Source organism: Oxalicibacterium sp., from assembly GCF_057353965.1.
In genome coordinates, this window is record NZ_JBMQZD010000006.1 from 119,319 (window position 1) to 140,215 (window position 20,897).

The window sequence follows — 20,897 nt, forward strand, 5'->3', positions numbered from 1 at the left end:
CCTCAGTCGGCGTAGACGCCTGCCTTCTTGATGATCGGCGCCCATTTTGCGATTTCGGATTTCAGGTGTGCACGCAGTGCTTCAGGCGTTGCCTGATCTTGTGCGACCGGCTCGGTGCCCAGATCGGCAAAACGTTGCTTGACCGTCGCATCCTTCAACGCAGTTTGCAGTGCCGTTGCAAGCGAATCGATTGCCTGCTTCGGCGTGCCTTTCGGTGCATACAGCCCATGCCAGACGGCGATCTCGAAACCTGGCAGGCCGGCTTCGCTCATCGTCGGCAGTTCCGGCAGCGACGGTACGCGCTTCTTCGTCGTCACGGCATAAGCCTTGACCTTGCCGCTCTTGATCTGGCTGGTGGTGTTCGTGGTTTGGTCGCACATGAAATCAACCTGGCCGCCGAGCAGATCGTTCATTGCCGGGCCGGTGCCCTTATACGGCACGGTCGTCAGTTCGGTATCGATTGCCGTCATGAACAGCATGCCGCACAGGTGCGAAGCGGAGCCGACGCCGGCATTGGCGTAGGTGACCTTGTCCTTGTTGGCCTTGACGTATGCCAGCAGTTCCTTGAAGTCCTTGGCCGGGAAGTTGCTGCGTGCGATGAAGGTCATCGGCACGTCGGTCACCAGGCCGATCGGCTCGAAATCGTTGATCGCGTTGTAGCTCAGCTTGCGGTACAGAGTCGGTGCCGTCGACATGCCGATGTGATGCAGGAAGATCGTGTAGCCGTCCGGGGCAGCCTTGGCCACGCGTGCCGCACCGATGGTGCCGCCGGCACCGCCGACGTTCTCGACGATGACGGTCTGCTTCAACGTGGTGCTCATCGATTGCGCAACCAGGCGCGCGACCGTATCGGTCGGACCGCCAGCGGAGAACGGCACGATCATCGTGATGGTCTTGGTCGGATAGTTTTCTGCATGGGCGAATGCGCTGGCGCACAGAGCCAAGCAAGCCACGGTCTTGAGGAAAGTTTTTTTCATGGGGGTGTCTCCACTCTAATGGTTATTGTTGGATGAAACGAACCGCTCTCAACTTGCCGCTTCCGCTTACGCATCGACGATGCAGCGCGGATATCGTTTTCGTTCCGCAGGGTACCGCATTGTAGGCAGCAAACCTTTCACCAAACTTGCGTGGCTAGCCTAAACCATTTCCCCGGCATACCGCAACAATGACCTTGCGATAGCCGGATGTTTCCTGTTTTGCAAAAGAATTGTGGCGAAAATGCCGTGATGGGGATCTGCGGCGTGATCTGCGCCGCCTGCGGTCGCTCTGCTCGCTCTTACCGCTTGCCTGCTTCCGACATGACGCTCATCACCGTCGAACGGCCGATACGGTTTGCCAGATCGGCACGTACCGGCTGCAGTGCCTTGTGCCAGGCTGCAGTTTCCTTGTCGTTCAGCACGCGAATGCGCGTTTTCTTGTTTTTCTTCAACCACGCAATGGCAGCGGCATTCTCCTGCGCGGCCAATTGATTAGCGTACACCGTCGCTTCCCGCATGGCGTTGCTGACGATGCCGCGCAGATCGGCAGGCAGGCCGTCCCAGAATTTCTTGTTGATGACAACGGCGCTTCCCATGTAACCGTGATTGGACAGCGTCAGGTTGCTCTGCACTTCGTAGAGCTTGCGCTCGACGAAGGAGGACGGTGTGCTTTCGGTGCCGTCGATCAGTCCGGCCTGCAGCGCCAGATAGACTTCGCCGGCATCCAGCAGGCGTGGCACCGCGCCCAGCGCTTCCATCTGTGCGTCCAGCGTCGGCGACGAATGGATGCGCATGCGCAAGCCCTTAAAGTCTTCCGGCATCTTCAGCGGCTTGTTGGCCGACATCACCTTGAACCCGCTGTTCCAGTAAGCCAGACCGACCATGCTCTTGCTTTCCAGCTTGTTCAGCAGATTGCGGCCGACCGGTCCTTCGGTGACGCGCGCAACAGATGCATCGTCGGTAAACAGATAGGGCAGATCGAAGACTTCGAATTCGCGCACGCCGGATTGCGTCAGCTTGACGATGGGCGGCGCGATCATCTGCACTGCGCCGAGCTGCAGCGCCTCCAGCTCGTCGGATTCCTTGTACAGATGGCCGTTCGGATAAACGTCCACGCGCAGCCGGTGGCGGCTGGCCTGCTCGGCCAGTTCCTTGAAGCGCTGCGCGGCACGCCCCTTGGCGGATTCGATCCGGTCCGTATGGCTGAACCCGATGACGATCGTCGATTGCGCAAAGGCAGTTGCCGCGGCAAACGACAGGGCCAACCCGAGCAGCAGCGCGGGCAGTTTCATTGCTGTTTTCATTGCACCAACGGGAGAATCTCTCATTGTGATTTTTATTGATACTATGCGCAGTCGCCCGCTTGCCGGCAAGTGTGGATAACCGCACACCCGCCCCCGTGAACCGTCGGTATTTTCAATGTATTTTCGGCGTATTGCAGTCTTCGCGCGATATCATCCGCGCATTACCGCCCGATCCGCATGACGTCGTCTCCTCGTATGCTCCGGGCGCATTGACCGTTTATGATAGCAAATCAACCTCGTCCTGCCGGTATCGCTTCTTCCAGCCGCAAATTGGCCTGGCGATGGCTGCTGCCGCTGTTCATCTCGCTGCTGTTCGTCACCACGCTGATCTGGCTGCCGCTGCATGAAAAACAGCAGGAAACCGCCGAACGCCAGGAACAGCTGATCGCCGATTCGCTGTGGGTCGAGCAGACGATCCGCTTCCAGCTGCAGCGCAACGAGGAAAGCCTGAAGCTGATGGGCGCCGAAGTCGCCGCCGGCTACCTGCGCGGCGCGCGTCTGCAGGAGCGGATGGAAAACCTGATACGCAACAATCATGAAATCCATCGCATCATCCAGCTCGATGCCCAAGGCAGGTTATTGGCTTCGACCGACGAGACGCTGATCTCATACGCAGAGCTGTCGCCGCCCTCCAAACTGGCCGACGAGCGCGCGCGCGTCACCCGCACGCCGTTGTACAGCCAACCGGCGCCAGACATCACAGGCCCTGTGATGCTCGATTACCACGTGCCGCTGTTCGTGCATAACAAATACATCGGCAGCCTGATCGTCAGCTATCTGGCCTCCAGCATCCTGGACGACATCGTGCCGTGGTGGTTCGCGCAGGACAACGAGATCGCGCTGACCGATACCAACGGCAACATCATCCACAAGCGCGCCTCCGGCGGCGCCGGACGCGGCTTCTACACGCATCGCCGCACATTGAACCTAGCCGGCGTATCGCTGCAGCTGACGACCAACAGCATCAAGAGCGCGCCCAAGCTGCTGCCCAGCCTGCTGGTGGACATCGTCATCCTGCTGTCGCTCGGCCTGATTTGGAGCCTGATCGCGTTGTGGCGCGACATCAACCGCCGCCTCGCCGCCGAAACGGCGCTGCGCGAACAGATCGCCTTCCGTTCCGCGATGGAAAACTCGCTGATCACCGGCCTGCGCGCACGCGATCTCGACGGTCGCGTCACTTACGTCAACCCGGCCTTCTGCGAAATGGTCGGCATGCCGGCCGACAGCATCGTCGGCCGCCTGCCGCCGATGTCGTACTGGGCACCGGAAGCGGTTGCCGAATATCACCAGCATTTCTCTCAGGTGACCGCCGGCACCGCGTCGCAGCAAGGCTTCGAGACCATCTTCATGCACGCCGACGGCAGCCGCATCCCGGTGCTGATCTTCGAATCGCCACTGGTCGACGACACTGGCCGGCAGACCGGCTGGATGGGTTCCATCCTCGATATTTCGGATCGCAAGCGCATCGAAAACCTCAACCGCCAACAGGAAGAAAAACTGCAGGCCAGCGCGCGGCTGGCGACGATGGGCGAAATCGCCTCCACGCTGGCGCACGAGCTGAACCAGCCGCTGGCGGCGATTTCCAGCTATACCACCGGCGCGCTGAACATGATCGAGCGCGACCGCGCCGTCGAGCACATGCCCGATGTCGGCATGCTGGAACACGCACTGCTGAACGCCAATGCGCAGGCGCAGCGCGCCGGCCAGATCATCCGCAGCGTGCATACCTTCGTGAAGAAGCGCGAACCGATGCGCACTGCGATCACGATCACCGAACTGGTCGGCAGCGTGATGCCGCTAGTCGAATTGCAGGCGCAGAAGTATTTCGTCGCCATCCGCACCAACATCCCGGCCGACCTGCCGCCGGTGCTGGCCGATCGCGTGCTGCTGGAGCAGGTACTGTTGAACCTGACACGCAACGCGATCGAATCGATGCAGGACACGCCGCTGGACAAACGCGTCCTGCGCATCGTCGCCACCGTCGATCAGGGCGTGCCGCCGTACGTCGGCGTCGCCATCAGCGACCACGGCCACGGCATTCCGCAGGAAGTAGCCGAACGGCTGTATTCACCGTTCTTCTCCACCAAGGCGGACGGCATGGGCATGGGCCTGTCCATCTGCCGCACGGCAATCGAATTCCATGGTGGCACGCTGACGCACGCCGATAACCCGGGCGGCGGCACGATCTTTCGTTTTTCACTGCCGACTGCCTCCGGCGACGTTGCAAAATAAGGCATTCGACCGGACAATTGCGCCACAGACGGCAATCGCATGGCGACATGATGCTTTGCCAATACCGCCCGCCCAATGCCGCGGGCGAGGACGACAGGACATTCCATGCTGCACATCATTGACGACGAAGAAGTAATCCGCGATTCGCTGCTGTGGCTCGCCAAGTCGCGCGGCATCGCCGCCGCCGCTTACGAAAGCGGCAAGACCTTTCTCACCGCACTGGACAACCAGCGCCCCGGCACCCAGGGCCAGTGCGTGCTGCTCGACGTGCGCATGCCGGACCTGAGCGGCATCGCGCTATTCGACCTGCTGGCCGCGCGCGGCCAGACGCAAGTGCTGCCCGTCATCTTCCTCACCGGCCACGGCGACGTGCCGATGGCGGTCGATGCGTTGAAGCGCGGCGCTTTCGATTTCTTCGAGAAGCCGTTCAACGACAACAAGCTGATGGACCGCGTGCAGGAAGCACTGCTGTCTTCCGAGCAGGCGTCGGCCAGCGCCGCGATCCACACGCGTCTGGCGGCGCTATCCACGCGCGAGCGCGAAGTACTGGACCTGATCCTCGAAGGCAAGATGAACAAGGTCATCGCCGATAAGCTGGGCATCAGCATGCGCACGGTGGAAGTGCATCGCGCGCACATCTTCGACAAGATGAACGTCAAGACCGCCGTCGAACTGGCACGGCTGCTGAAATAACGATGCCGGTACCGCGCGCGCCCCGCCTGCTGCTCCCCGCTCATCCGGTTGGCCGTCTTGCACACTAAGGCCGGCACTTCATGCACATCGTCAATCTCCTGCTGCCCGACTTCCTGCTGATCGCGCTCGGCGCAATCCTGCTGCGCATTACGAACTGGGGGCCGGCATTCTGGACCGGCGCGGAAAAGCTGATCTATTACGTGCTGTTCCCCGCGCTGCTGTTCTATTCGACGGCACGCGCACCGATCGACTTCGCCGCCGCCGGCCAGGTATTGCAGATCGCCATCCTGTCGTGCGTTGCCGGCATCGTGCTCGGCTGGCTCGGCAAGCCGCTGTTTGCCACCGGGCCGATGGTGTTCGAATCAGGTGTGCAGACTGCCTTTCGTTTCAATTCCTATATCGCGCTGGCGATCGCTGGCCGCCTCGGCGCGGAAGCGTCGTCGCTGATGGGCGTCATCATCGGCTTCGTCGTGCCGCTGTGTAATCTCGGCGCCGTGCATGCGCTGGTCAAGGACAAGCGGGGCCTGCCGCTGGAACTGGTGAAAAACCCGCTGCTGATGGCCACGCTGTCGGGCATTCTCTTCAACCTGCTCGGCTGGAAGCTGCCGGAACTGGCCGGTGCCTTCCTGTCTCGGCTCGGCAACGCATCGCTGGCGCTGGGCCTGATCATGGTCGGCGCGGGATTGCGGCTGGCCGGGCTGCATGCCGCGAAAGGACTGGCTGCGTGGTTCCTCGCCGTGAAGCTGTTCGCGATGCCGGCAATTGCGTGGGCGCTTGGCGCATGGATGGGGTTGTCACCCGCACACCTGCAACTGGTCGTGCTGTTCGCCGCGCTGCCGACCGCCTCCAGCTGCTACGTACTGGCCGTGCGCATGGGCGGCAACGGCGCCTTCGTCGCCTTCCTGATTTCGATCGGCACGCTGATCTCGATGGCGACGCTGCCACTTTGGCTGGCGCTGCTGCATTGAACTTCACCGTATTGGACGAATTCGCACAGCACGATTTCGCATTAAACGATTTATTTCCCGGCGGAACTTCTGCACAATGCGCGCATCACACACGCGCAACATGCGTGCGCTACGTTACTGACGAATGACATCCATGCCTTCTCATCTGACCGCCCATCTGCACGAGGAAGCCGGCACGCTGGCGCTTGGCGCTGCGCTCGCACGCGCGATCGTGCCCGGCCTGACGATCCATCTGCACGGCGATCTGGGCGCTGGCAAGACGGCACTGACGCGCGCGCTGCTGCATGCGCTCGGCCATGATGGCCATGTGAAAAGTCCGACCTACACGCTGGCCGAGCCGTATGCGATCGACGTGAACGGCCGCACGCTGCATGTCATTCATTTCGATCTGTACCGGATGGCAGGCCCGGAGGAATTTCTCGATGCAGGCTTTCGCGATCACTTCAACGATCGCAACATCTGCATCGTCGAATGGCCGGAGAAAGCCGATGGCGTGTTGCCGCCGCCCGACATCCGCATCTCACTCGCCATTGCCGGCGAAGGGCGTGATGTAGAATTGCAAGCGTTGTCCGATCAAGGTGCTGCATGTCTGAACCGACTGAATTTCGCTCCAAACCTGTGAACGGCAAACGGCGCCGCACGATCCTGAAAGCCGGCGGCACGCTGCTGATTTCCCTGCTGACTCCCATTACAGCACGCGCTGCGCAGATTCTCGCGGTGCGCGTCTGGCCCGCCGACGACTACACGCGCGTCACGCTGGAAAACGATTCCGAACTCAAGACGCGTCATTTCATCATCAAGGACCCGGAACGCCTGGTCGTCGACATCGAAGGCGTCGATCTGAATCCGACGCTGAAAAGCCTGGTCGCCAAGGTCCAGTCCAACGATCCCTACATCAAGCAGATCCGCGTCGGCCAGAACAAGCCCAATGTGGTGCGGCTGGTGTTCGACCTGAAAGAGGAAATCGATCCGCAGGTCTTCACGTTGAAGCCGGTCGGCGAATACCAGCATCGCCTGGTGTTCGATCTGTATCCGGCCAACCCACCCGATCCGATCGCAGCGCTGATCCAGAAAGGCCAGTGGTCGACATTGCCCGACGATGCGACCGAGATGCCGCCGCCCGTCGCACAGGCCGATCCACCTTATGCCAAGCCGAAATCCGAACGGCCGCCACAAGTCACGCGCATGCTGACGATCGCGCTCGACCCCGGCCACGGCGGCGAGGACCCCGGTGCAATCGGTCGGCGCGGCAGCTACGAAAAGAATGTGGTGCTGCAGATCGCCAAGCGACTGAAAGGCAAGCTCGAACAGCAGCCGAACATGCGCGTGATGCTGACGCGCGACGGCGATTACTTCGTCCCGCTGGGTACGCGCGTGCAGAAGGCGCGCAAGGTGCAGGCTGACCTGTTCGTCTCCATCCACGCGGACGCCTTCGTGCAACCGACGGCGAACGGCTCGTCGGTCTTCGTGTTGTCGGAAAAGGGCGCCAGCTCGACGGCGGCGCGCTGGCTGGCGAACAAGGAAAACGCGGCCGACCTGATCGGCGGCGCCAACATCAAGCATCACGACAGGCAACTCGCCAGCGTGCTGCTGGATTTGTCGACGACCGCGCAGATCAACGACAGCATGAAACTCGGCAAGGCCGTGCTGACGGAAATCGGCGGCATCAACCGCCTGCATAAAGGTTCGGTGGAACAGGCCGGCTTTGCCGTGCTGAAGGCGCCCGATATCCCGAGCATCCTTATCGAGACGGCGTTCATCTCCAACCCTTCCGAAGAAGCGCGCCTGAATGACGATGCCTATCAGGATCGCATGGCGGATGCGATCACCAACGGCATCAAGAAGTATTTCGCGGCCAATCCGCCGCTGGCAAAAAGCCGCATGCTGTAAAAAAGAAACCGGCAGCACGCCGGTTTCTTTTTTGTTTGCTCGATTCAGCGTTTCACCAGCCGCTGCCCCACCTTCCACAATGCTCCCAGCATCACCGGCACCGCCGCTGCGGCCACGCCGATCAGCACGATGGCGTTCAGATGATCGCGGATGAAAGGGATATTGCCGAACAGATAGCCGCCCGCCACCAGCAGACCGACCCACAGCACCGCTCCGGTGCAGTTGAACAGCTGGAATTTGGCGAACGTCATCCGCGAAATACCGGCGACGAACGGTGCGAAGGTACGCACCACCGGCACGAAACGCGCCAGCACCAGCGTCTTGCCGCCGTGCTTTTCATAGAAACCATGCGTGCGCTGCAATGCATGACGATCCAGCCAGCGGTAATCGTGCGTATAGACTTTCTCGCCGATCAGGTGGCCGATCCAGTAGTTGACCGAATTGCCGGTCACCGCCGCCACGATCAGCAAGGCGAGCAGCAAGCCGGCATGCATGCTGCCCGAGGCGCAGAAGGCACCGGCAATGAACAGCAAGGTATCGCCGGGCAGAAAGGGAAACACGACGAGACCGGTTTCGCAAAAGATGATCGCGAACAGCACCAGATAAATCATCGAACCGTACTGCGCGATGAACATGCCCAAATACTTGTCGACATGCAAAATCATGTCGATGAACTGCATGAAATCCATAACTCTCCTTGTTGGCCGCAGCATCATACACCAGCGCCGATGCGGCTTTCGGCGCAGCTCCCAGCACTACCTCGCCCACGACCGCATCGCCCTCGAACGGCGGGGGCGGCAAGTGCGACGGGCAGGTGCAACGGTATAATCCGACCATGCAATCCGCACATGATTCCCTGTCCGCAGCCGAGCCGGCATCGCCACGTCCGATCAGGCAACTGTCCGATCAACTGATTTCGCAGATCGCCGCCGGCGAGGTCGTCGAACGCCCTTCCGCCGTCGTCAAGGAATTGCTGGAAAACGCGCTGGATGCCGGCGCCACGCAAATCACCGTCAAGCTCGAACAGGGCGGCGTCAAACGCATCTGCATCACCGACAACGGCCGCGGCATTCCGCCCGAGCAGATGCCGCTGGCACTGGCGCGGCATGCGACATCCAAGATCGCCTCGCTGACCGAGCTGGAAAACGTCGGCACGCTGGGCTTTCGCGGTGAGGCACTAGCTTCGATCGCCTCGGTCGCACAACTGACGCTGACCTCGCGCACCGCCGATGCCGCGCATGCCTGGGAAATCACCGGCTCGCACGCCGGCACCGTCGCACCCTCTTCCGGCGCGCCCGGCACCACCATTGACGTGCAGGATCTGTACTTCAACACGCCGGCCCGCCGCAAATTCCTGAAGACCGAGCAGACTGAATTCGGCCATTGCGCCGAAGTCGTGCGCCGCGTCGCGCTGTCACGTCCCGACGTCGCATTTTCGCTGTCGCACAACGGCAAGACCGTCGATCACTGGACCGTCAACGACATCGCCAAGCGCAGCGCGCAAATTCTCGGCAACGAATTCTCCGGCGCGCGCCTGCCGATCACCGCAGAAGCGGGCCCATTGAAACTGTCCGGCTTCATCGGCCTGCCGACGGCATCGAAGGCACGCGCCGACGGGCAATACTTCTACGTCAACGGCCGTTTCGTGCGCGACAAGCTATTGATGCACGCTGTACGCGCCGCCTATGAAGACGTGCTGCACGGCGATCGCTATCCATCCTACGTGATCGCACTCGATCTCGATCCGGCGCTGGTCGACGTCAACGTGCATCCGTCGAAGATCGAAGTGCGCTTCCGCGACAGCCGTGCCGTGCACCAGTTCGTGTTCCACGCTGTCACACGCACGCTGGCGCAGACCTCGGCCACCGCACACGGTGCTACACCCTCTCCAACGCCGGCATCGAGCAATGTGCTGCCGTGGCTGCGCGAGCAGCAACAGACATCATTTGGCTCGCAGCTCAGCACCCCGTTCGGCACGCAACCGGGAACGCCATTCGGCAACAGCTTCGGTATCGCGCAAACGACGGAGGGTTACGGCGCATTGTTTGCCGACGGCGCCGCGAATACGTCAACCACGTCCGGCTTCAATGCACCGCTGCCGACCGCTTCCGCGATGTCGCAGGACGAGGAATTCCCGCTCGGTTTCGCACTGGCGCAATTGCATGGCGTCTTCGTGCTGGCGCAGAACCGGAAAGGCCTGGCGCTGGTCGACATGCACGCCGCGCACGAGCGCATCCTGTACGAGCAATTGAAGAACGCACTGGATACCGACGCGATGCAGGTGCAGCCGCTGCTGATTCCAGTCACGTTCCACGCGGACGGCGTCGAAGTCGGCACCGCCGAAGAAAATCGCGACGTGCTGCAATCGCTCGGTTTCGATATCGCCGTGATGTCGCCGACCACGCTGGCCGTACGCGCGATTCCGGCCCTGCTGAAGAATGCCGATGCGCAATCGCTGGCGCGCGACATATTGCGCGACGTGCGCGAATTCGGTGGCTCGCGCGTGCTGGTCGAACGCCGCAACGAATTGCTGGGCACGCTTGCCTGCCATACCGCCGTGCGTGCCAACCGCACGCTGACCGTGCCGGAAATGAATGCGCTGCTGCGCCAGATGGAAGCAACGGAACGCGCCGATCAGTGCAATCACGGCCGGCCGACCTGGGTACAGCTCGCGCTGTCCGATCTGGACAAGCTGTTCCTGCGCGGACAGTAATCGCTACCTGCGCATGCCCGCATCGCTTCCGCTCGCCGTCTCCATCATGGGCCCCACCGCGTCCGGCAAGACTGCCGCCGCGCTGGAAATCGCCGCGTGCATCCCGTCCGAAATCATCTCCGTCGACTCCGCCCTCGTCTATCGCGGCATGGATATCGGCACCGCCAAACCCAGCCGCGAAGAACTCGCGAGCGTGCCGCATCATCTGATCGACATCCTCGATCCGACCGAAGCGTATTCGGTCATGCAGTTCCGCAACGACGCGATCCGCCTGACCGGCGAAATCACCGCACGCGGCAAACTGCCGCTGCTAGTCGGCGGCACGATGCTGTACTTCAAGGGATTGAAGGACGGCCTCGACGATCTGCCGCAAGCCGATGCCGACATACGTGCACAGCTCGATGCCGAAGAAGCGGAACTGGGCACCCCGGCACTGCACGCACGACTGGCAACGATCGATCCGATCACCGCGGCCCGCCTGAAACCGAACGATTCGCAACGCATCCAGCGCGCACTAGAAATTTATCTGTTGACCGGCCAGCCGATGTCGTCGCTGCTGGAAAAGGCGCCGAAAAGTACCTTGCCGTTCACCCTGCTGCCGATCGCGCTCGAACCGAGCGACCGCAGCGTGCTGCACAAACGCATCGCAGCACGCTTCGACGCAATGCTGAAAGACGACGAATTGATTGAAGAAGTAAAAACGCTGCGCGCGCGCGGTGATCTACATCTCGGCCTGCCGTCCATGCGCTGCGTCGGCTACCGGCAAACCTGGGAATATCTGGAGGGGCTGTACGGCCTGGCGGACCTGCGCGAAAAGGGCGTCGCCGCCACCCGCCAGCTTGCGAAACGCCAGATCACCTGGCTGCGAGCCATGCCGGAACGGCATGTCGTCGATTGCCTGGCACCCGACGCGCCGGCGCAGGTACTGCGGGAAATCGCGCGTTTTACCGAAAATACCAAGAGCTGAACGGCTCAACGTCGTTTTTTGCCAGACAGGCAACGTTTCTGGCTGATGCCGATCTTGACAGCCACCGGCAGAAACGCCATAATTTCGGGCTCTACTGGTGATATAGCTCAGTTGGTTAGAGCACAGCACTCATAATGCTGGGGTCGGTGGTTCAAGTCCACCTATCACCACCAGAACGAAAAACCCCGCACCAACGAAAGTTGTGCGGGGTTTTGCTTTTTTGCAGATCGGGGGGGCCGATCCGCTTTGCGAATCACTCTTCCAGAATACTGCGCAGCATCCACGCTGCCTTTTCATGCACATCCAGGCGTTGCGTCAGCAAATCGGCCGTCGGCTGATCGTTCGCCTTTTCGACCAGATCGAACAACGCACGGCCGGTGCGTGCGGTCGACTCCTGCGCATTGACCAGATGGCGCACCATGTCCATCGCCTTCGGCACGCCGGCGACTTCCTTGATCGACGTGCGCTTGGCGAATTCGGCATAGGTACCCGGCGACGGATAGCCGAGTGCACGGATACGTTCTGCGATCTGGTCCAGCGCATTCCATTGCTCGGTGTACTGGTCGAGGAACAACGCGTGCAGGCTGGTGAACATCGGGCCGGTGACGTTCCAGTGGAAGTTGTGCGTCATCAGGTATAGCGTGTAGCTGTCGGCCAGCAGGGCCGACAGTCCTTCGGCGATCCTGGCGCGATCGCGTTCCGAAATGCCGATATCGATCTTGGTGACTTTCTTGCTGTTCTTCGTTGCCATGTGATTTTTCCCTCTTGATGAAATAAGCCTGAACGGCGTCTTCGTATGATACTGCGCTTTACCTGTCCGCGAAGCGCGCACCATGCGCGATCCGGCCATCAAATCACAGCATCAACGCGATATCAAACGACGACATTGCGCGGCGTACCGGCGACGAACGCTTCCACATTGTCGATCAGTTGATCGGCCAGCGTCTGCATTGCTTGCTGACTGGCCCATGCGGTGTGCGGCGTCAGGATGAAGTTCGGCAGACGCAGCTTCAGCAGCGGATTGTCCGGCTTGGGCGGCTCGACCGACAGCACGTCAAAACCGGCGCCGGCGATGCGGCCGGCCGTCAATGCTTCGGCCAGCGCGGCTTCGTCGACCAGGCCGCCGCGCGCAGTGTTGATCAGCAGCGCATTCGGTTTCATGCGGTTCAATTCGGCACGGCCGATCATGTTGCGCGTGGCGTCAGTCAGCGGCAGATGCAGCGAGAGAACGTCCGACGTTTCGATCAGTTCGTCCAGCGTGGCGGGCTTCACCTGTGCATCTTCGAACGGTGAACGATTGAAGGCACGCACATCCATGCCGAACGCCAGACCCAACCGCGCCACCGAACGCCCCAGTTCGCCGAAACCGACGATGCCGAGGCGGCTGCCGGACAGATCGTGGATCGGATGGTCGAGCAGGCAGAAGGTATTGGACTTTTCCCAGCGCCCGGCAGTGACGTCGTCCGAATACGCACGCAGGTTGCGGCGTAGCGCCAGCATCAGCGCAAACGTGTGCTCCGGCACGGCTGCACCCGCGTAATTGCGGATATTGGAGACGACGATGCCGCGTGCACGGCAGGCTTCAAGATCGACGACATTGGTGCCGGTGGCGGCGACGGCGATCATCTTCAGATCAGGCAGTCGCTCCAGATCGGCGGCGCGCAGCGGCACTTTGTTGGTGATGGCGATCGTCGCGCCGGCAAGACGCGCGGCGGCATCGACCGCATCGGTAGCGTCGTGCTCGGTCCAGTCATGCGTAAATGCAGGACGACGCACCTGGGCATCGATACTGGCGCGATCGAGGAAAACGATTTTCTGTGCTGGCATGCGAATTCTCTTTCTGTTCTGGCACATAGCGAAATGCCATCGGCGTGGCATGAAGATGCCATTATCCACTGCTGGCGGAATGGCGACGACGGCATAGCTTACGTTCCCGCCGCCGGCGTGCGGATTCAAAATATGCATGCTCCGCTATCGTTTTTTGCATGTCATCCGGCTGTCACGGCCACCATCGGCAGGGCGCCACAGCCCCGTCGCCGGACTACCCGCCGTGGTATGATGCGGCCAACACTTTCGCGCAGCTATTGCCGACATGTCATGCCGGGCGCAACGAAATCGCGCGACGGCCGGAGCGCTCCCGCTCCCATTCATCCCGATCGTCATTCACCATTGCAGAATGGATCCAGTCATGCGGATATTTCGTCTCCTGATCAGTTGCGTTCTTGCCGCCACCGCATTGCACGCTCATGCGTTCGAGCGGCCTTTTCCCGAAAAGGCCAAGCGCGGCGCCATGACGCCCGACAACTATCCGCGCGTGCTCATCAACGACAAGCAGCGGCATCTGTCGGCAGGCGCACGTATCTGGAGCCAGGACAACCTGATCGTGATGCCGGCGTCGCTGCGCGGCGAAGACATTCCGGTGCTGTACACGGAAGACAATGCCGGCGACATCGATCGCATCTGGATACTGACGTCGGACGAGATCAAGCGCATCGCCGACAAACCCGCGCCGAAGCCGCTGCCGAAACCGGTACCCGCCTCCGGGGCCGGAACTGACACGCAGGACACACAGTAACGCCGCAGCAGCATGCAGCAAGACCAGCAGTAATCACGCAAGCAACGATTCATGCAGAAAAAAGTATTTATCAAAACGTTCGGCTGCCAGATGAACGAGTACGACTCGGACAAGATGGCCGACGTGCTCAACGCCTCCGACGGCCTCGTCAAGACCGACCGGCCGGAGGATGCGGACGTCATCCTGCTCAACACCTGTTCCGTGCGCGAGAAGGCGCAGGAGAAAGTGTTCTCCGATCTCGGCCGCCTGCGCGAACTCAAGCGCAGCAATCCAGATCTGGTGATCGGCGTCGGCGGCTGTGTCGCGTCGCAGGAAGGCGACGCGATCGTCAAGCGCGCGCCTTACGTCGATCTGGTGTTCGGCCCGCAGACGCTGCATCGCCTGCCGGACATGCTGAAGCAGCGACGCTCGACCGGCCGCTCGCAGGTGGACATCAGCTTCCCGGAAATCGAGAAGTTCGACCATCTGCCGCCGGCGCGCGTCGAAGGCCCGACCGCGTTCGTGTCGATCATGGAAGGTTGCAGCAAATACTGCAGCTACTGCGTCGTGCCGTACACGCGCGGCGAGGAAGTCTCGCGTCGCTTCGACGACGTGCTGGCCGAAGTCGCCGGCCTCGAGGCGCAGGGCGTGAAGGAAATCACGCTGCTGGGGCAGAACGTCAACGCCTATCGCGGCAAGATGGAAGATGGCGAAATAGCCGACTTCGCCTTGCTGATCGAATACATCGCCGAGTTCAAGGGAATCGAACGCATCCGCTTCGTGACCAGCCATCCGAAGGAATTCACGCAGCGCCTGATCGACACCTACGCCAAGGTGCCGAAGCTGGTGAATCATCTTTATCTGCCGGCACAGCACGGCGCGGATCGCATCCTGGCCGCAATGAAGCGCGGTTACACGTCGCTCGAATACAAGTCGGTGATCCGCCGCCTGCGTGCGGTGCGACCGGACATCGCCGTGTCGTCCGATTTCATCGTCGGCTTCCCCGGCGAGACCGATGCCGATTTCGAAGGCATGATGAAACTGATCGCCGACGTCGGCTACGACAACAGCTTCAGCTTCATCTTCAGTCCACGCCCTGGCACGCCTGCAGCGAATCTGGAAGACGATACGCCGTACGAAGTGAAACTGGCGCGCCTGCAACGCCTGCAGGCAGTAATCGATGCCAACACGCGCCGCTACAGTGAGCAAATGGTCGGCACCGTGCAGCGCATACTGGTCGAAAGCGCATCGAAGAAGGAAGTCGGTGACCTGCAAGGCCGTACCGAAAATAATCGCGTCGTCAATTTCGCGGGCGGTCCGCACGCCGACCGTCTGATCGGGCAGATGATTGACGTCACCATCACGCAATCGAATGGCTACACCTTGCGCGGCGATATCGTCGTCGCGGTTGACGCTAACGCCTAACGTCCAACGCCTAACGCAGTTCAAACGCAACAAGAACGCTACGAAGAAACCAATTGAAAAAAAACGCCGTCCAACCGTCGTATTTCATCCCTGAGCCGCTGGATAACAAGCGTCTCGCTCACTTGTGCGGGCCGATGGACGAAAACCTGCGACAGATCTCCGCCGCACTCGACGTCACGATCTTCCGTCGTGGCGAAAAATTCATCGTCAGCGGCAGCAACGCAGAACGTGCCGTCACCGTGCTCGAACACTTCTACAAGGAAGCCAGCCGCGCGGTCCCGCTCGAGGAAATCCAGCTGGCGCTGGTTGAACAGCGTGCCGACATGGCAGATCACGATCTGCCGAAGGATGCACCCAAGGAAGATAAACAGGCCGCGATCGAATCGCCGATCCTGAAGACGCGCCGCCACGACCTGCGCGGCCGCACGCCACATCAGGTGCAATACCTGAAGGCGATCATGGATCACGACATCACCTTCGGCATCGGTCCGGCCGGCACCGGCAAGACCTATCTGGCCGTCGCCTGTGCGGTCGACGCGTTGGAACGGGACGCCGTCAAGCGTATCGTGCTGACGCGTCCCGCAGTCGAAGCCGGCGAACGTCTCGGCTTCCTGCCCGGCGATCTGGCGCAGAAGATCGATCCGTATCTGCGTCCGCTGTATGACGCGCTGTACGACTTGCTCGGCTTCGACCGCACGCAAAAGATGTTCGAGAAGCAGGCGATCGAAATCGCACCGCTGGCCTACATGCGCGGCCGCACGCTGAACCATGCCTTCGTCATCCTCGACGAAGCGCAGAACACGACGCCGGAACAGATGAAAATGTTTCTGACGCGTATCGGCTTCGGCAGCAAGGCTGTCATCACCGGCGACATCACGCAGATTGACCTGCAGCACAGCCAGAAGAGCGGCCTGGTCGAAGCGACCGACGTCCTCGGCAAGGTGCGCGGCCTCGCGTTCACGCACTTCAACAGTTCGGACGTCGTGCGTCATCCGCTGGTGGCGCGCATCGTCGATGCGTATGCGGCCGCGGCCAAGCCGGCAACAAAATCAGCTACGGCGCGCAGCAAGAAACCGTCATGACAAACAAGCTTTCGCTTTCGATCCAGTATGCGGACAAGCGTCTGCAGGACGTACTGACGCGCCCGCTGCTGCGGCAATGGGTCAAGGCCGCGCTGCTGGCACCGGCGCAGATCACGCTGCGCTTCGTCGACGCAGACGAAGGCCGCACGCTGAACCGCAACTACCGCGGCAAGGATTACGCCACCAACGTGCTGACCTTCGCCTATTCGGAAGGTGCGGAAGACGGCCTGGGCGACGTGCAGGCCGACATCATCTTCTGCACCGACGTGCTGGAACGCGAAGCCGCCGAACAGGAAAAGCCGCTGGCCGCACACGCCGCCCATCTCGTGGTGCACGGCATGCTGCACGCGCAGGGCTACGACCATGAATCCGACGAGGAAGCGGAAGAAATGGAAGCACTGGAAGTCGACATCCTGGCCACGCTGGGTTTTCCGAATCCCTACCTGCAAGCCTGATTGCCGTTCTGACAAAGATTCGCCCAGCGGCACAGGCATTTTGGAATCGGCACGACATTTGTTGTATCCTGACAGCCCAGAAACAACCACCGCAACGGCGCTCCGCCCATGCAAGACAGTCCCCCGTCGAACGGCAAATCCGGTGAGGTAAAGCCGCACCGCTCGCTGCTCGAACGCCTGACAGCCCTGATCGCCCCCGGACCGGACAGCCGCGACGAACTGCTCGCGACGCTGCACGATGCCCATGAACGCAACCTGATCGACGCCGATGCGCTGTCGATGATCGAGGGCGTCTTTCAGGTTTCCGAACTGACCGCGCGCGACATCATGGTGCCGCGTAGCCGGATGGACGTGATCGACATCACGCAGCCGATCGCCGAATGGCTGCCGATGGTGCTGGAAACCGCGCATTCGCGTTTCCCGGCCGTCGAGGGCGAACGCGACAAGGTAGTCGGCATCCTGATGGCGAAGGATCTGCTGCGCTATTACGCCGAAGAATCGTTCGACGTGCGCGCCAAGCTGCGCAAGCCGGTCTTCATTCCCGAATCGAAGCGACTCAACGTGCTGCTGGCCGAGTTCCGCTCCAAGCACAACCACATGGCAGTCGTGGTCGACGAATACGGCGGCGTGGCCGGCCTGATCACGATCGAGGACGTGCTGGAACAGATCGTCGGCGACATCGAGGACGAATACGATTTCGACGACGAGGAAGACAACATCATTCCCGTGCGCGACGGCAAGGACGGCCCGCGCTGGCGCGTGAACGCACTAACCGAGATCGAGGAATTCAACGAAGTGCTCGGTACCGCGCTCGACAATCCGGACGTCGACACGATAGGCGGCTTCATCACCGATCATCTGGCGCGCGTGCCGCAGAAGGGCGAGATTCTTGAAGTCGATCACCTGCGCTTTACCATCCTGCGCGCTGACGCTCGCCACATCCTGATGGTGATGGTCGAAAAACTGACGCCGCCGGCACCCGACGAGGACGTGATTGAAGACTGATCCGTCGGCGTGCTGCATGCCGCACGCGCCCTGCTCCCCCGTCGCGGCATAACGCATGGCATTTCCATTTTCCCTGCAGCCGTCGCCGCGTCAGGCACTTGCGCTGGCCCTGGTGGCCGGCGCGATCAACGTCTTTTCCTTCGCACCATTCGGTTGGTGGTGGCTGCAATTCCTCACGCTCGCGCTGCTGTTCCGGCTGACGCTGCAAGCGTCATCGGTCAAGCGCGCATTGCTGCTCGGCTGGATCTTCGGTTTCGGCTGGCTGGCCTGCAGCATCTACTGGCTGTACATCAGCATGCACGACTACGGCGGCATGCCGGCGCCAATGGCGGCGCTGGCCGTCGCACTGCTGGCTGCGGCGCTCGGCATCTTCAGCGGTGGCGCCTGCGGCTTTGCCACGTGGTTCGCCCGCCGCCTGCGTGCGCGGGATACCGTCACGCTGCTGCTGGTGCTGCCGGCTGCATGGGCGTTGAGCGAATGGCTGCGCGGCTGGATCTTCAGCGGCTTTCCATGGACAGTTTCCGGTTATGCGCACGCAAATGCGCCGCTGGCCGGCTTTGCTCCGTTGCTCGGCGTCTACGGCATCGGCTGGCTGGTCGCATTGATCGCCGGCTGCCTGGTCCTGCCGTTTCGGGAAAAATCGGGGTTGCTGCTGATGGTGGCCATACTGATCGCCGGCTTCGGCCTGCATCAGGTTTCCTGGACTGTGCGAAACGGCCAGCCGATCTCGGTGCGCCTATTGCAGGGCAACGTTCCGCAGGAAATGAAATTCGATGCCGAAAAGCTGGACGAAACGCTGGTTCTGTACGAAGACATGATCCGCGCCGCCCCTGCCGATCTGATCGCCACGCCGGAAACCGCACTGCCGCTGCTGCTGCACCAGCTGCCGCAGGATTATCTGCCGCGCCTGTCCGATTTCGCTACGGCGACCAACAGCCATCTAGCGATCGGCATTCCGGTCAGCGACGGCCCGCAGCAGTATGCAAACAGCGTGATCGGCATTTCGCCGGCGCCGGCCAGCCGCGCCGCGCCTGCGCTGTACCGCTACGACAAACACCATCTGGTGCCGTTCGGCGAATTCATTCCGTTCGGCTTCCAATGGTTCGTCGACATGATGCGCATCCCGCTCGGCAGCTTCACGCCCGGCGATGCCACGCCAGTGCCCTTCATCGTGCGCGACCAGCGCGTGCTGCCGAATATCTGCTACGAGGATCTGTTCGGCGGTGAAATTGCCAGCCAGCTGCGCACCGCACGTGCCGAGGCAAGCCCGGTACCGAGCATCCTGCTGAACGTTTCCAACATCGCCTGGTTCGGCGATTCGATCGCCTTGCCGCAGCATCTGCAGATCTCGCAGATGCGTGCCATCGAAACCGGCCGCCCGATGCTGCGCGCGACCAATACCGGCGCGACCGCCGTCATCGGTCCCGATGGCCGCGTGACGGCCGAACTGCCGCCCTTCACGCGCGGCGTGCTGACGGCGTCGGTGCAGGGTTATCGCGGCATCACGCCCTATGTGGTGGCCGGCAACGCCCTGATCGTCCTGCTTGCATTGTCCATGCTGGGCATGGCCTGGCTGGCGACGCGCCGCCGCGGTTCCTGACCCGCAAGCCGCCCTAATAGCGGGGAAAACCCGTTAAAATTCAGGGTTTCGGCAAATTCCCCTCGCGTTCGTCCCACGGGCGCCAACCATCCAGAAAAGATGCTCACATTTCAACAAATCATCCTGACGCTCCAGCAGTACTGGGATGCGCAAGGTTGCGCGCTGCTGCAGCCGTACGACATGGAAGTCGGCGCCGGCACCTCGCATACCGCCACCTTCCTGCGCGCGATCGGTCCGGAGCCGTGGAAAGCCGCCTACGTGCAACCGAGCCGCCGCCCGAAGGACGGCCGCTACGGCGAGAACCCGAACCGCCTGCAGCATTACTATCAGTTCCAGGTCGTGCTGAAGCCGGCGCCGGAAAACATTCTCGAGCTTTATCTGGGTTCGCTGGAAGCGCTGGGCTTCGATCTGAAGCAGAACGACATCCGCTTCGTCGAGGACGACTGGGAAAACCCGACGCTAGGTGCCTGGGGCCTGGGTTGGGAAGTCTGGCTGAACGGCATGGAAGTCACGCAGTTCACCTACTTCCAGCAGGTCGGCGGCATCAACTGCAAACCGATCACCGGCGAAATCACCTATGGCCTCGAACGTCTGGCGATGTATCTGCAGGGCGTGGACAACGTGTACGACCTGACGTGGACCGAAGGCAAGGACGGCAAAAAGCTGACCTACGGCGACGTCTACAAGCAGAACGAAGTCGAGCAGTCGACCTACAACTTCGAGCACAGCGACGCCGATTTCCTGTTCACCGCATTCGGCGCACATGAAAAACAGGCGCTGCATCTGATGGACAACAAGCTGGCGCTGCCGGCGTATGAACAGGTACTGAAAGCCGCGCACACGTTTAACCTGCTGGATGCGCGCGGCGCGATCTCGGTCACCGAGCGTGCTGCCTACATCGGCCGCATCCGCAACCTCGCACGCAGCGTTGCCAAGAGCTATCTCGACAGCCGCGCCCGCCTCGGCTTCCCGATGGCGAACCCCGAACATGCCGCCGAAGTGCTGGCCCAGATGGAAAAGGAAGCGGCATGA

At 61.5% G+C, this 20,897-nt stretch carries 19 protein-coding genes and 1 tRNA gene; 15 read left to right on the forward strand and 5 right to left on the reverse strand.

Annotation, left to right across the window (positions count from 1 at the left end; translation table 11 throughout):
- Positions 1–2: 2 nt before the first annotated feature.
- Both ACO1VH_RS11545 and ACO1VH_RS11550 read right to left on the reverse strand, forming a co-directional pair.
- Positions 3–977 (reverse strand): tripartite tricarboxylate transporter substrate binding protein BugD, encoded by a 975-nt coding sequence (locus tag ACO1VH_RS11545; protein WP_486244614.1) that lies wholly within the window; start codon positions 975–977, stop codon positions 3–5.
- Positions 978–1,276: 299 nt separating this feature from the next.
- Positions 1,277–2,269 (reverse strand): DctP family TRAP transporter solute-binding subunit, encoded by a 993-nt coding sequence (locus tag ACO1VH_RS11550; RefSeq protein WP_486244615.1) that lies wholly within the window; start codon positions 2,267–2,269, stop codon positions 1,277–1,279.
- A gap of 231 nt (positions 2,270–2,500) precedes the next feature.
- Between ACO1VH_RS11550 and ACO1VH_RS11555 the strand changes: the two genes are divergently transcribed.
- The 5 genes from ACO1VH_RS11555 (at position 2,501) to ACO1VH_RS11575 (ending at position 8,064) form a co-directional block, all read left to right on the forward strand.
- Positions 2,501–4,513 (forward strand): sensor histidine kinase, encoded by a 2,013-nt coding sequence (locus ACO1VH_RS11555; RefSeq protein WP_486244616.1) that lies wholly within the window; start codon positions 2,501–2,503, stop codon positions 4,511–4,513.
- 105 nt (positions 4,514–4,618) lie between these two features.
- Positions 4,619–5,206, forward strand: coding sequence for a response regulator transcription factor (locus ACO1VH_RS11560; RefSeq protein ID WP_486244617.1), 588 nt, complete (start codon positions 4,619–4,621; stop codon positions 5,204–5,206).
- Positions 5,207–5,286: 80 nt separating this feature from the next.
- A complete protein-coding gene (locus tag ACO1VH_RS11565; protein ID WP_486244618.1) occupies positions 5,287–6,174 on the forward strand; it encodes an AEC family transporter in 888 nt (295 codons plus the stop codon).
- Between the two features lie 133 nt (positions 6,175–6,307).
- Positions 6,308–6,796, forward strand: a complete 489-nt coding sequence (tsaE, locus tag ACO1VH_RS11570; RefSeq protein WP_486244619.1) for a tRNA (adenosine(37)-N6)-threonylcarbamoyltransferase complex ATPase subunit type 1 TsaE — start codon at positions 6,308–6,310, stop codon at positions 6,794–6,796.
- Positions 6,760–8,064 carry an N-acetylmuramoyl-L-alanine amidase gene (locus ACO1VH_RS11575; protein ID WP_486244620.1) on the forward strand — a complete coding sequence of 435 codons (1,305 nt, stop codon included), beginning with the start codon at positions 6,760–6,762 and terminating at the stop codon, positions 8,062–8,064. The genes tsaE and ACO1VH_RS11575 overlap by 37 nt, the downstream gene beginning before the upstream one ends.
- A gap of 44 nt (positions 8,065–8,108) precedes the next feature.
- Here ACO1VH_RS11575 and ACO1VH_RS11580 read toward each other — a convergent pair whose 3' ends face one another.
- A complete protein-coding gene (locus ACO1VH_RS11580; RefSeq protein WP_486244621.1) occupies positions 8,109–8,753 on the reverse strand; it encodes a VTT domain-containing protein in 645 nt (214 codons plus the stop codon).
- Between the two features lie 146 nt (positions 8,754–8,899).
- Between ACO1VH_RS11580 and mutL the strand changes: the two genes are divergently transcribed.
- The 3 genes from mutL to ACO1VH_RS11595 all read left to right on the forward strand — a co-directional run bounded on the left by mutL (position 8,900) and on the right by ACO1VH_RS11595 (position 11,917).
- A complete protein-coding gene (gene mutL / locus ACO1VH_RS11585) occupies positions 8,900–10,777 on the forward strand; it encodes a DNA mismatch repair endonuclease MutL (RefSeq protein ID WP_486244622.1) in 1,878 nt (625 codons plus the stop codon).
- Between the two features lie 13 nt (positions 10,778–10,790).
- Entirely contained in the window at positions 10,791–11,744 is a 954-nt protein-coding gene (gene miaA, locus ACO1VH_RS11590) for a tRNA (adenosine(37)-N6)-dimethylallyltransferase MiaA (protein ID WP_486244623.1), read from the forward strand.
- Between the two features lie 96 nt (positions 11,745–11,840).
- Positions 11,841–11,917, forward strand: a tRNA-Met gene (locus ACO1VH_RS11595).
- A gap of 80 nt (positions 11,918–11,997) precedes the next feature.
- Here ACO1VH_RS11595 and ACO1VH_RS11600 read toward each other — a convergent pair.
- Both ACO1VH_RS11600 and ACO1VH_RS11605 read right to left on the reverse strand, forming a co-directional pair.
- Positions 11,998–12,495: a Dps family protein gene (locus ACO1VH_RS11600; RefSeq protein ID WP_486244624.1), complete on the reverse strand. Its 498-nt coding sequence runs from the start codon at positions 12,493–12,495 to the stop codon at positions 11,998–12,000.
- Between the two features lie 122 nt (positions 12,496–12,617).
- Entirely contained in the window at positions 12,618–13,571 is a 954-nt protein-coding gene (locus tag ACO1VH_RS11605) for a D-2-hydroxyacid dehydrogenase (protein ID WP_486244625.1), read from the reverse strand.
- A 361-nt stretch (positions 13,572–13,932) separates the two neighbouring features.
- Between ACO1VH_RS11605 and ACO1VH_RS11610 the strand changes: the two genes are divergently transcribed.
- The 7 genes from ACO1VH_RS11610 (at position 13,933) to glyQ (ending at position 20,897) form a co-directional block, all read left to right on the forward strand.
- Positions 13,933–14,319 carry a hypothetical protein gene (locus ACO1VH_RS11610; RefSeq protein WP_486244626.1) on the forward strand — a complete coding sequence of 129 codons (387 nt, stop codon included), beginning with the start codon at positions 13,933–13,935 and terminating at the stop codon, positions 14,317–14,319.
- Positions 14,320–14,370: 51 nt separating this feature from the next.
- On the forward strand, positions 14,371–15,723 hold the full coding sequence (miaB, locus tag ACO1VH_RS11615) for a tRNA (N6-isopentenyl adenosine(37)-C2)-methylthiotransferase MiaB (protein ID WP_486244627.1): 1,353 nt from the start codon (positions 14,371–14,373) through the stop codon (positions 15,721–15,723).
- Between the two features lie 53 nt (positions 15,724–15,776).
- Positions 15,777–16,805 carry a PhoH family protein gene (locus ACO1VH_RS11620; RefSeq protein ID WP_486244628.1) on the forward strand — a complete coding sequence of 343 codons (1,029 nt, stop codon included), beginning with the start codon at positions 15,777–15,779 and terminating at the stop codon, positions 16,803–16,805.
- Positions 16,802–17,260 carry an rRNA maturation RNase YbeY gene (gene ybeY / locus ACO1VH_RS11625; protein WP_486244629.1) on the forward strand — a complete coding sequence of 153 codons (459 nt, stop codon included), beginning with the start codon at positions 16,802–16,804 and terminating at the stop codon, positions 17,258–17,260. The genes ACO1VH_RS11620 and ybeY overlap by 4 nt, the downstream gene beginning before the upstream one ends.
- Before the next feature lie 108 nt (positions 17,261–17,368).
- Complete coding sequence (locus ACO1VH_RS11630) at positions 17,369–18,265, forward strand: HlyC/CorC family transporter (protein WP_486244630.1); 897 nt, start codon at positions 17,369–17,371, stop codon at positions 18,263–18,265.
- A 55-nt stretch (positions 18,266–18,320) separates the two neighbouring features.
- Positions 18,321–19,865, forward strand: coding sequence for an apolipoprotein N-acyltransferase (lnt, locus tag ACO1VH_RS11635; protein ID WP_486244631.1), 1,545 nt, complete (start codon positions 18,321–18,323; stop codon positions 19,863–19,865).
- A gap of 99 nt (positions 19,866–19,964) precedes the next feature.
- Positions 19,965–20,897 carry a glycine--tRNA ligase subunit alpha gene (glyQ, locus tag ACO1VH_RS11640; protein ID WP_486244632.1) on the forward strand — a complete coding sequence of 311 codons (933 nt, stop codon included), beginning with the start codon at positions 19,965–19,967 and terminating at the stop codon, positions 20,895–20,897.

What these genes read in the sequence shown, in the direction of transcription:
- ACO1VH_RS11545 (WP_486244614.1), bottom strand. Translation starts at nt 977, where the DNA reads ATGAAAAAAACTTTCCTCAAGACCGTGGCTTGCTTGGCTCTGTGCGCC.
- ACO1VH_RS11550 (WP_486244615.1), bottom strand. Translation starts at nt 2,269, where the DNA reads ATGAAACTGCCCGCGCTGCTGCTCGGGTTGGCCCTGTCGTTTGCCGCG.
- ACO1VH_RS11555 (WP_486244616.1), top strand. Translation starts at nt 2,501, where the DNA reads ATGATAGCAAATCAACCTCGTCCTGCCGGTATCGCTTCTTCCAGCCGC.
- ACO1VH_RS11560 (WP_486244617.1), top strand. Translation starts at nt 4,619, where the DNA reads ATGCTGCACATCATTGACGACGAAGAAGTAATCCGCGATTCGCTGCTG.
- ACO1VH_RS11565 (WP_486244618.1), top strand. Translation starts at nt 5,287, where the DNA reads ATGCACATCGTCAATCTCCTGCTGCCCGACTTCCTGCTGATCGCGCTC.
- tsaE (WP_486244619.1), top strand. Translation starts at nt 6,308, where the DNA reads ATGCCTTCTCATCTGACCGCCCATCTGCACGAGGAAGCCGGCACGCTG.
- ACO1VH_RS11575 (WP_486244620.1), top strand. Translation starts at nt 6,760, where the DNA reads ATGTCTGAACCGACTGAATTTCGCTCCAAACCTGTGAACGGCAAACGG.
- ACO1VH_RS11580 (WP_486244621.1), bottom strand. Translation starts at nt 8,753, where the DNA reads ATGGATTTCATGCAGTTCATCGACATGATTTTGCATGTCGACAAGTAT.
- mutL (WP_486244622.1), top strand. Translation starts at nt 8,900, where the DNA reads ATGCAATCCGCACATGATTCCCTGTCCGCAGCCGAGCCGGCATCGCCA.
- miaA (WP_486244623.1), top strand. Translation starts at nt 10,791, where the DNA reads ATGCCCGCATCGCTTCCGCTCGCCGTCTCCATCATGGGCCCCACCGCG.
- ACO1VH_RS11600 (WP_486244624.1), bottom strand. Translation starts at nt 12,495, where the DNA reads ATGGCAACGAAGAACAGCAAGAAAGTCACCAAGATCGATATCGGCATT.
- ACO1VH_RS11605 (WP_486244625.1), bottom strand. Translation starts at nt 13,571, where the DNA reads ATGCCAGCACAGAAAATCGTTTTCCTCGATCGCGCCAGTATCGATGCC.
- ACO1VH_RS11610 (WP_486244626.1), top strand. Translation starts at nt 13,933, where the DNA reads ATGCGGATATTTCGTCTCCTGATCAGTTGCGTTCTTGCCGCCACCGCA.
- miaB (WP_486244627.1), top strand. Translation starts at nt 14,371, where the DNA reads ATGCAGAAAAAAGTATTTATCAAAACGTTCGGCTGCCAGATGAACGAG.
- ybeY (WP_486244629.1), top strand. Translation starts at nt 16,802, where the DNA reads ATGACAAACAAGCTTTCGCTTTCGATCCAGTATGCGGACAAGCGTCTG.
- ACO1VH_RS11630 (WP_486244630.1), top strand. Translation starts at nt 17,369, where the DNA reads ATGCAAGACAGTCCCCCGTCGAACGGCAAATCCGGTGAGGTAAAGCCG.
- lnt (WP_486244631.1), top strand. Translation starts at nt 18,321, where the DNA reads ATGGCATTTCCATTTTCCCTGCAGCCGTCGCCGCGTCAGGCACTTGCG.
- glyQ (WP_486244632.1), top strand. Translation starts at nt 19,965, where the DNA reads ATGCTCACATTTCAACAAATCATCCTGACGCTCCAGCAGTACTGGGAT.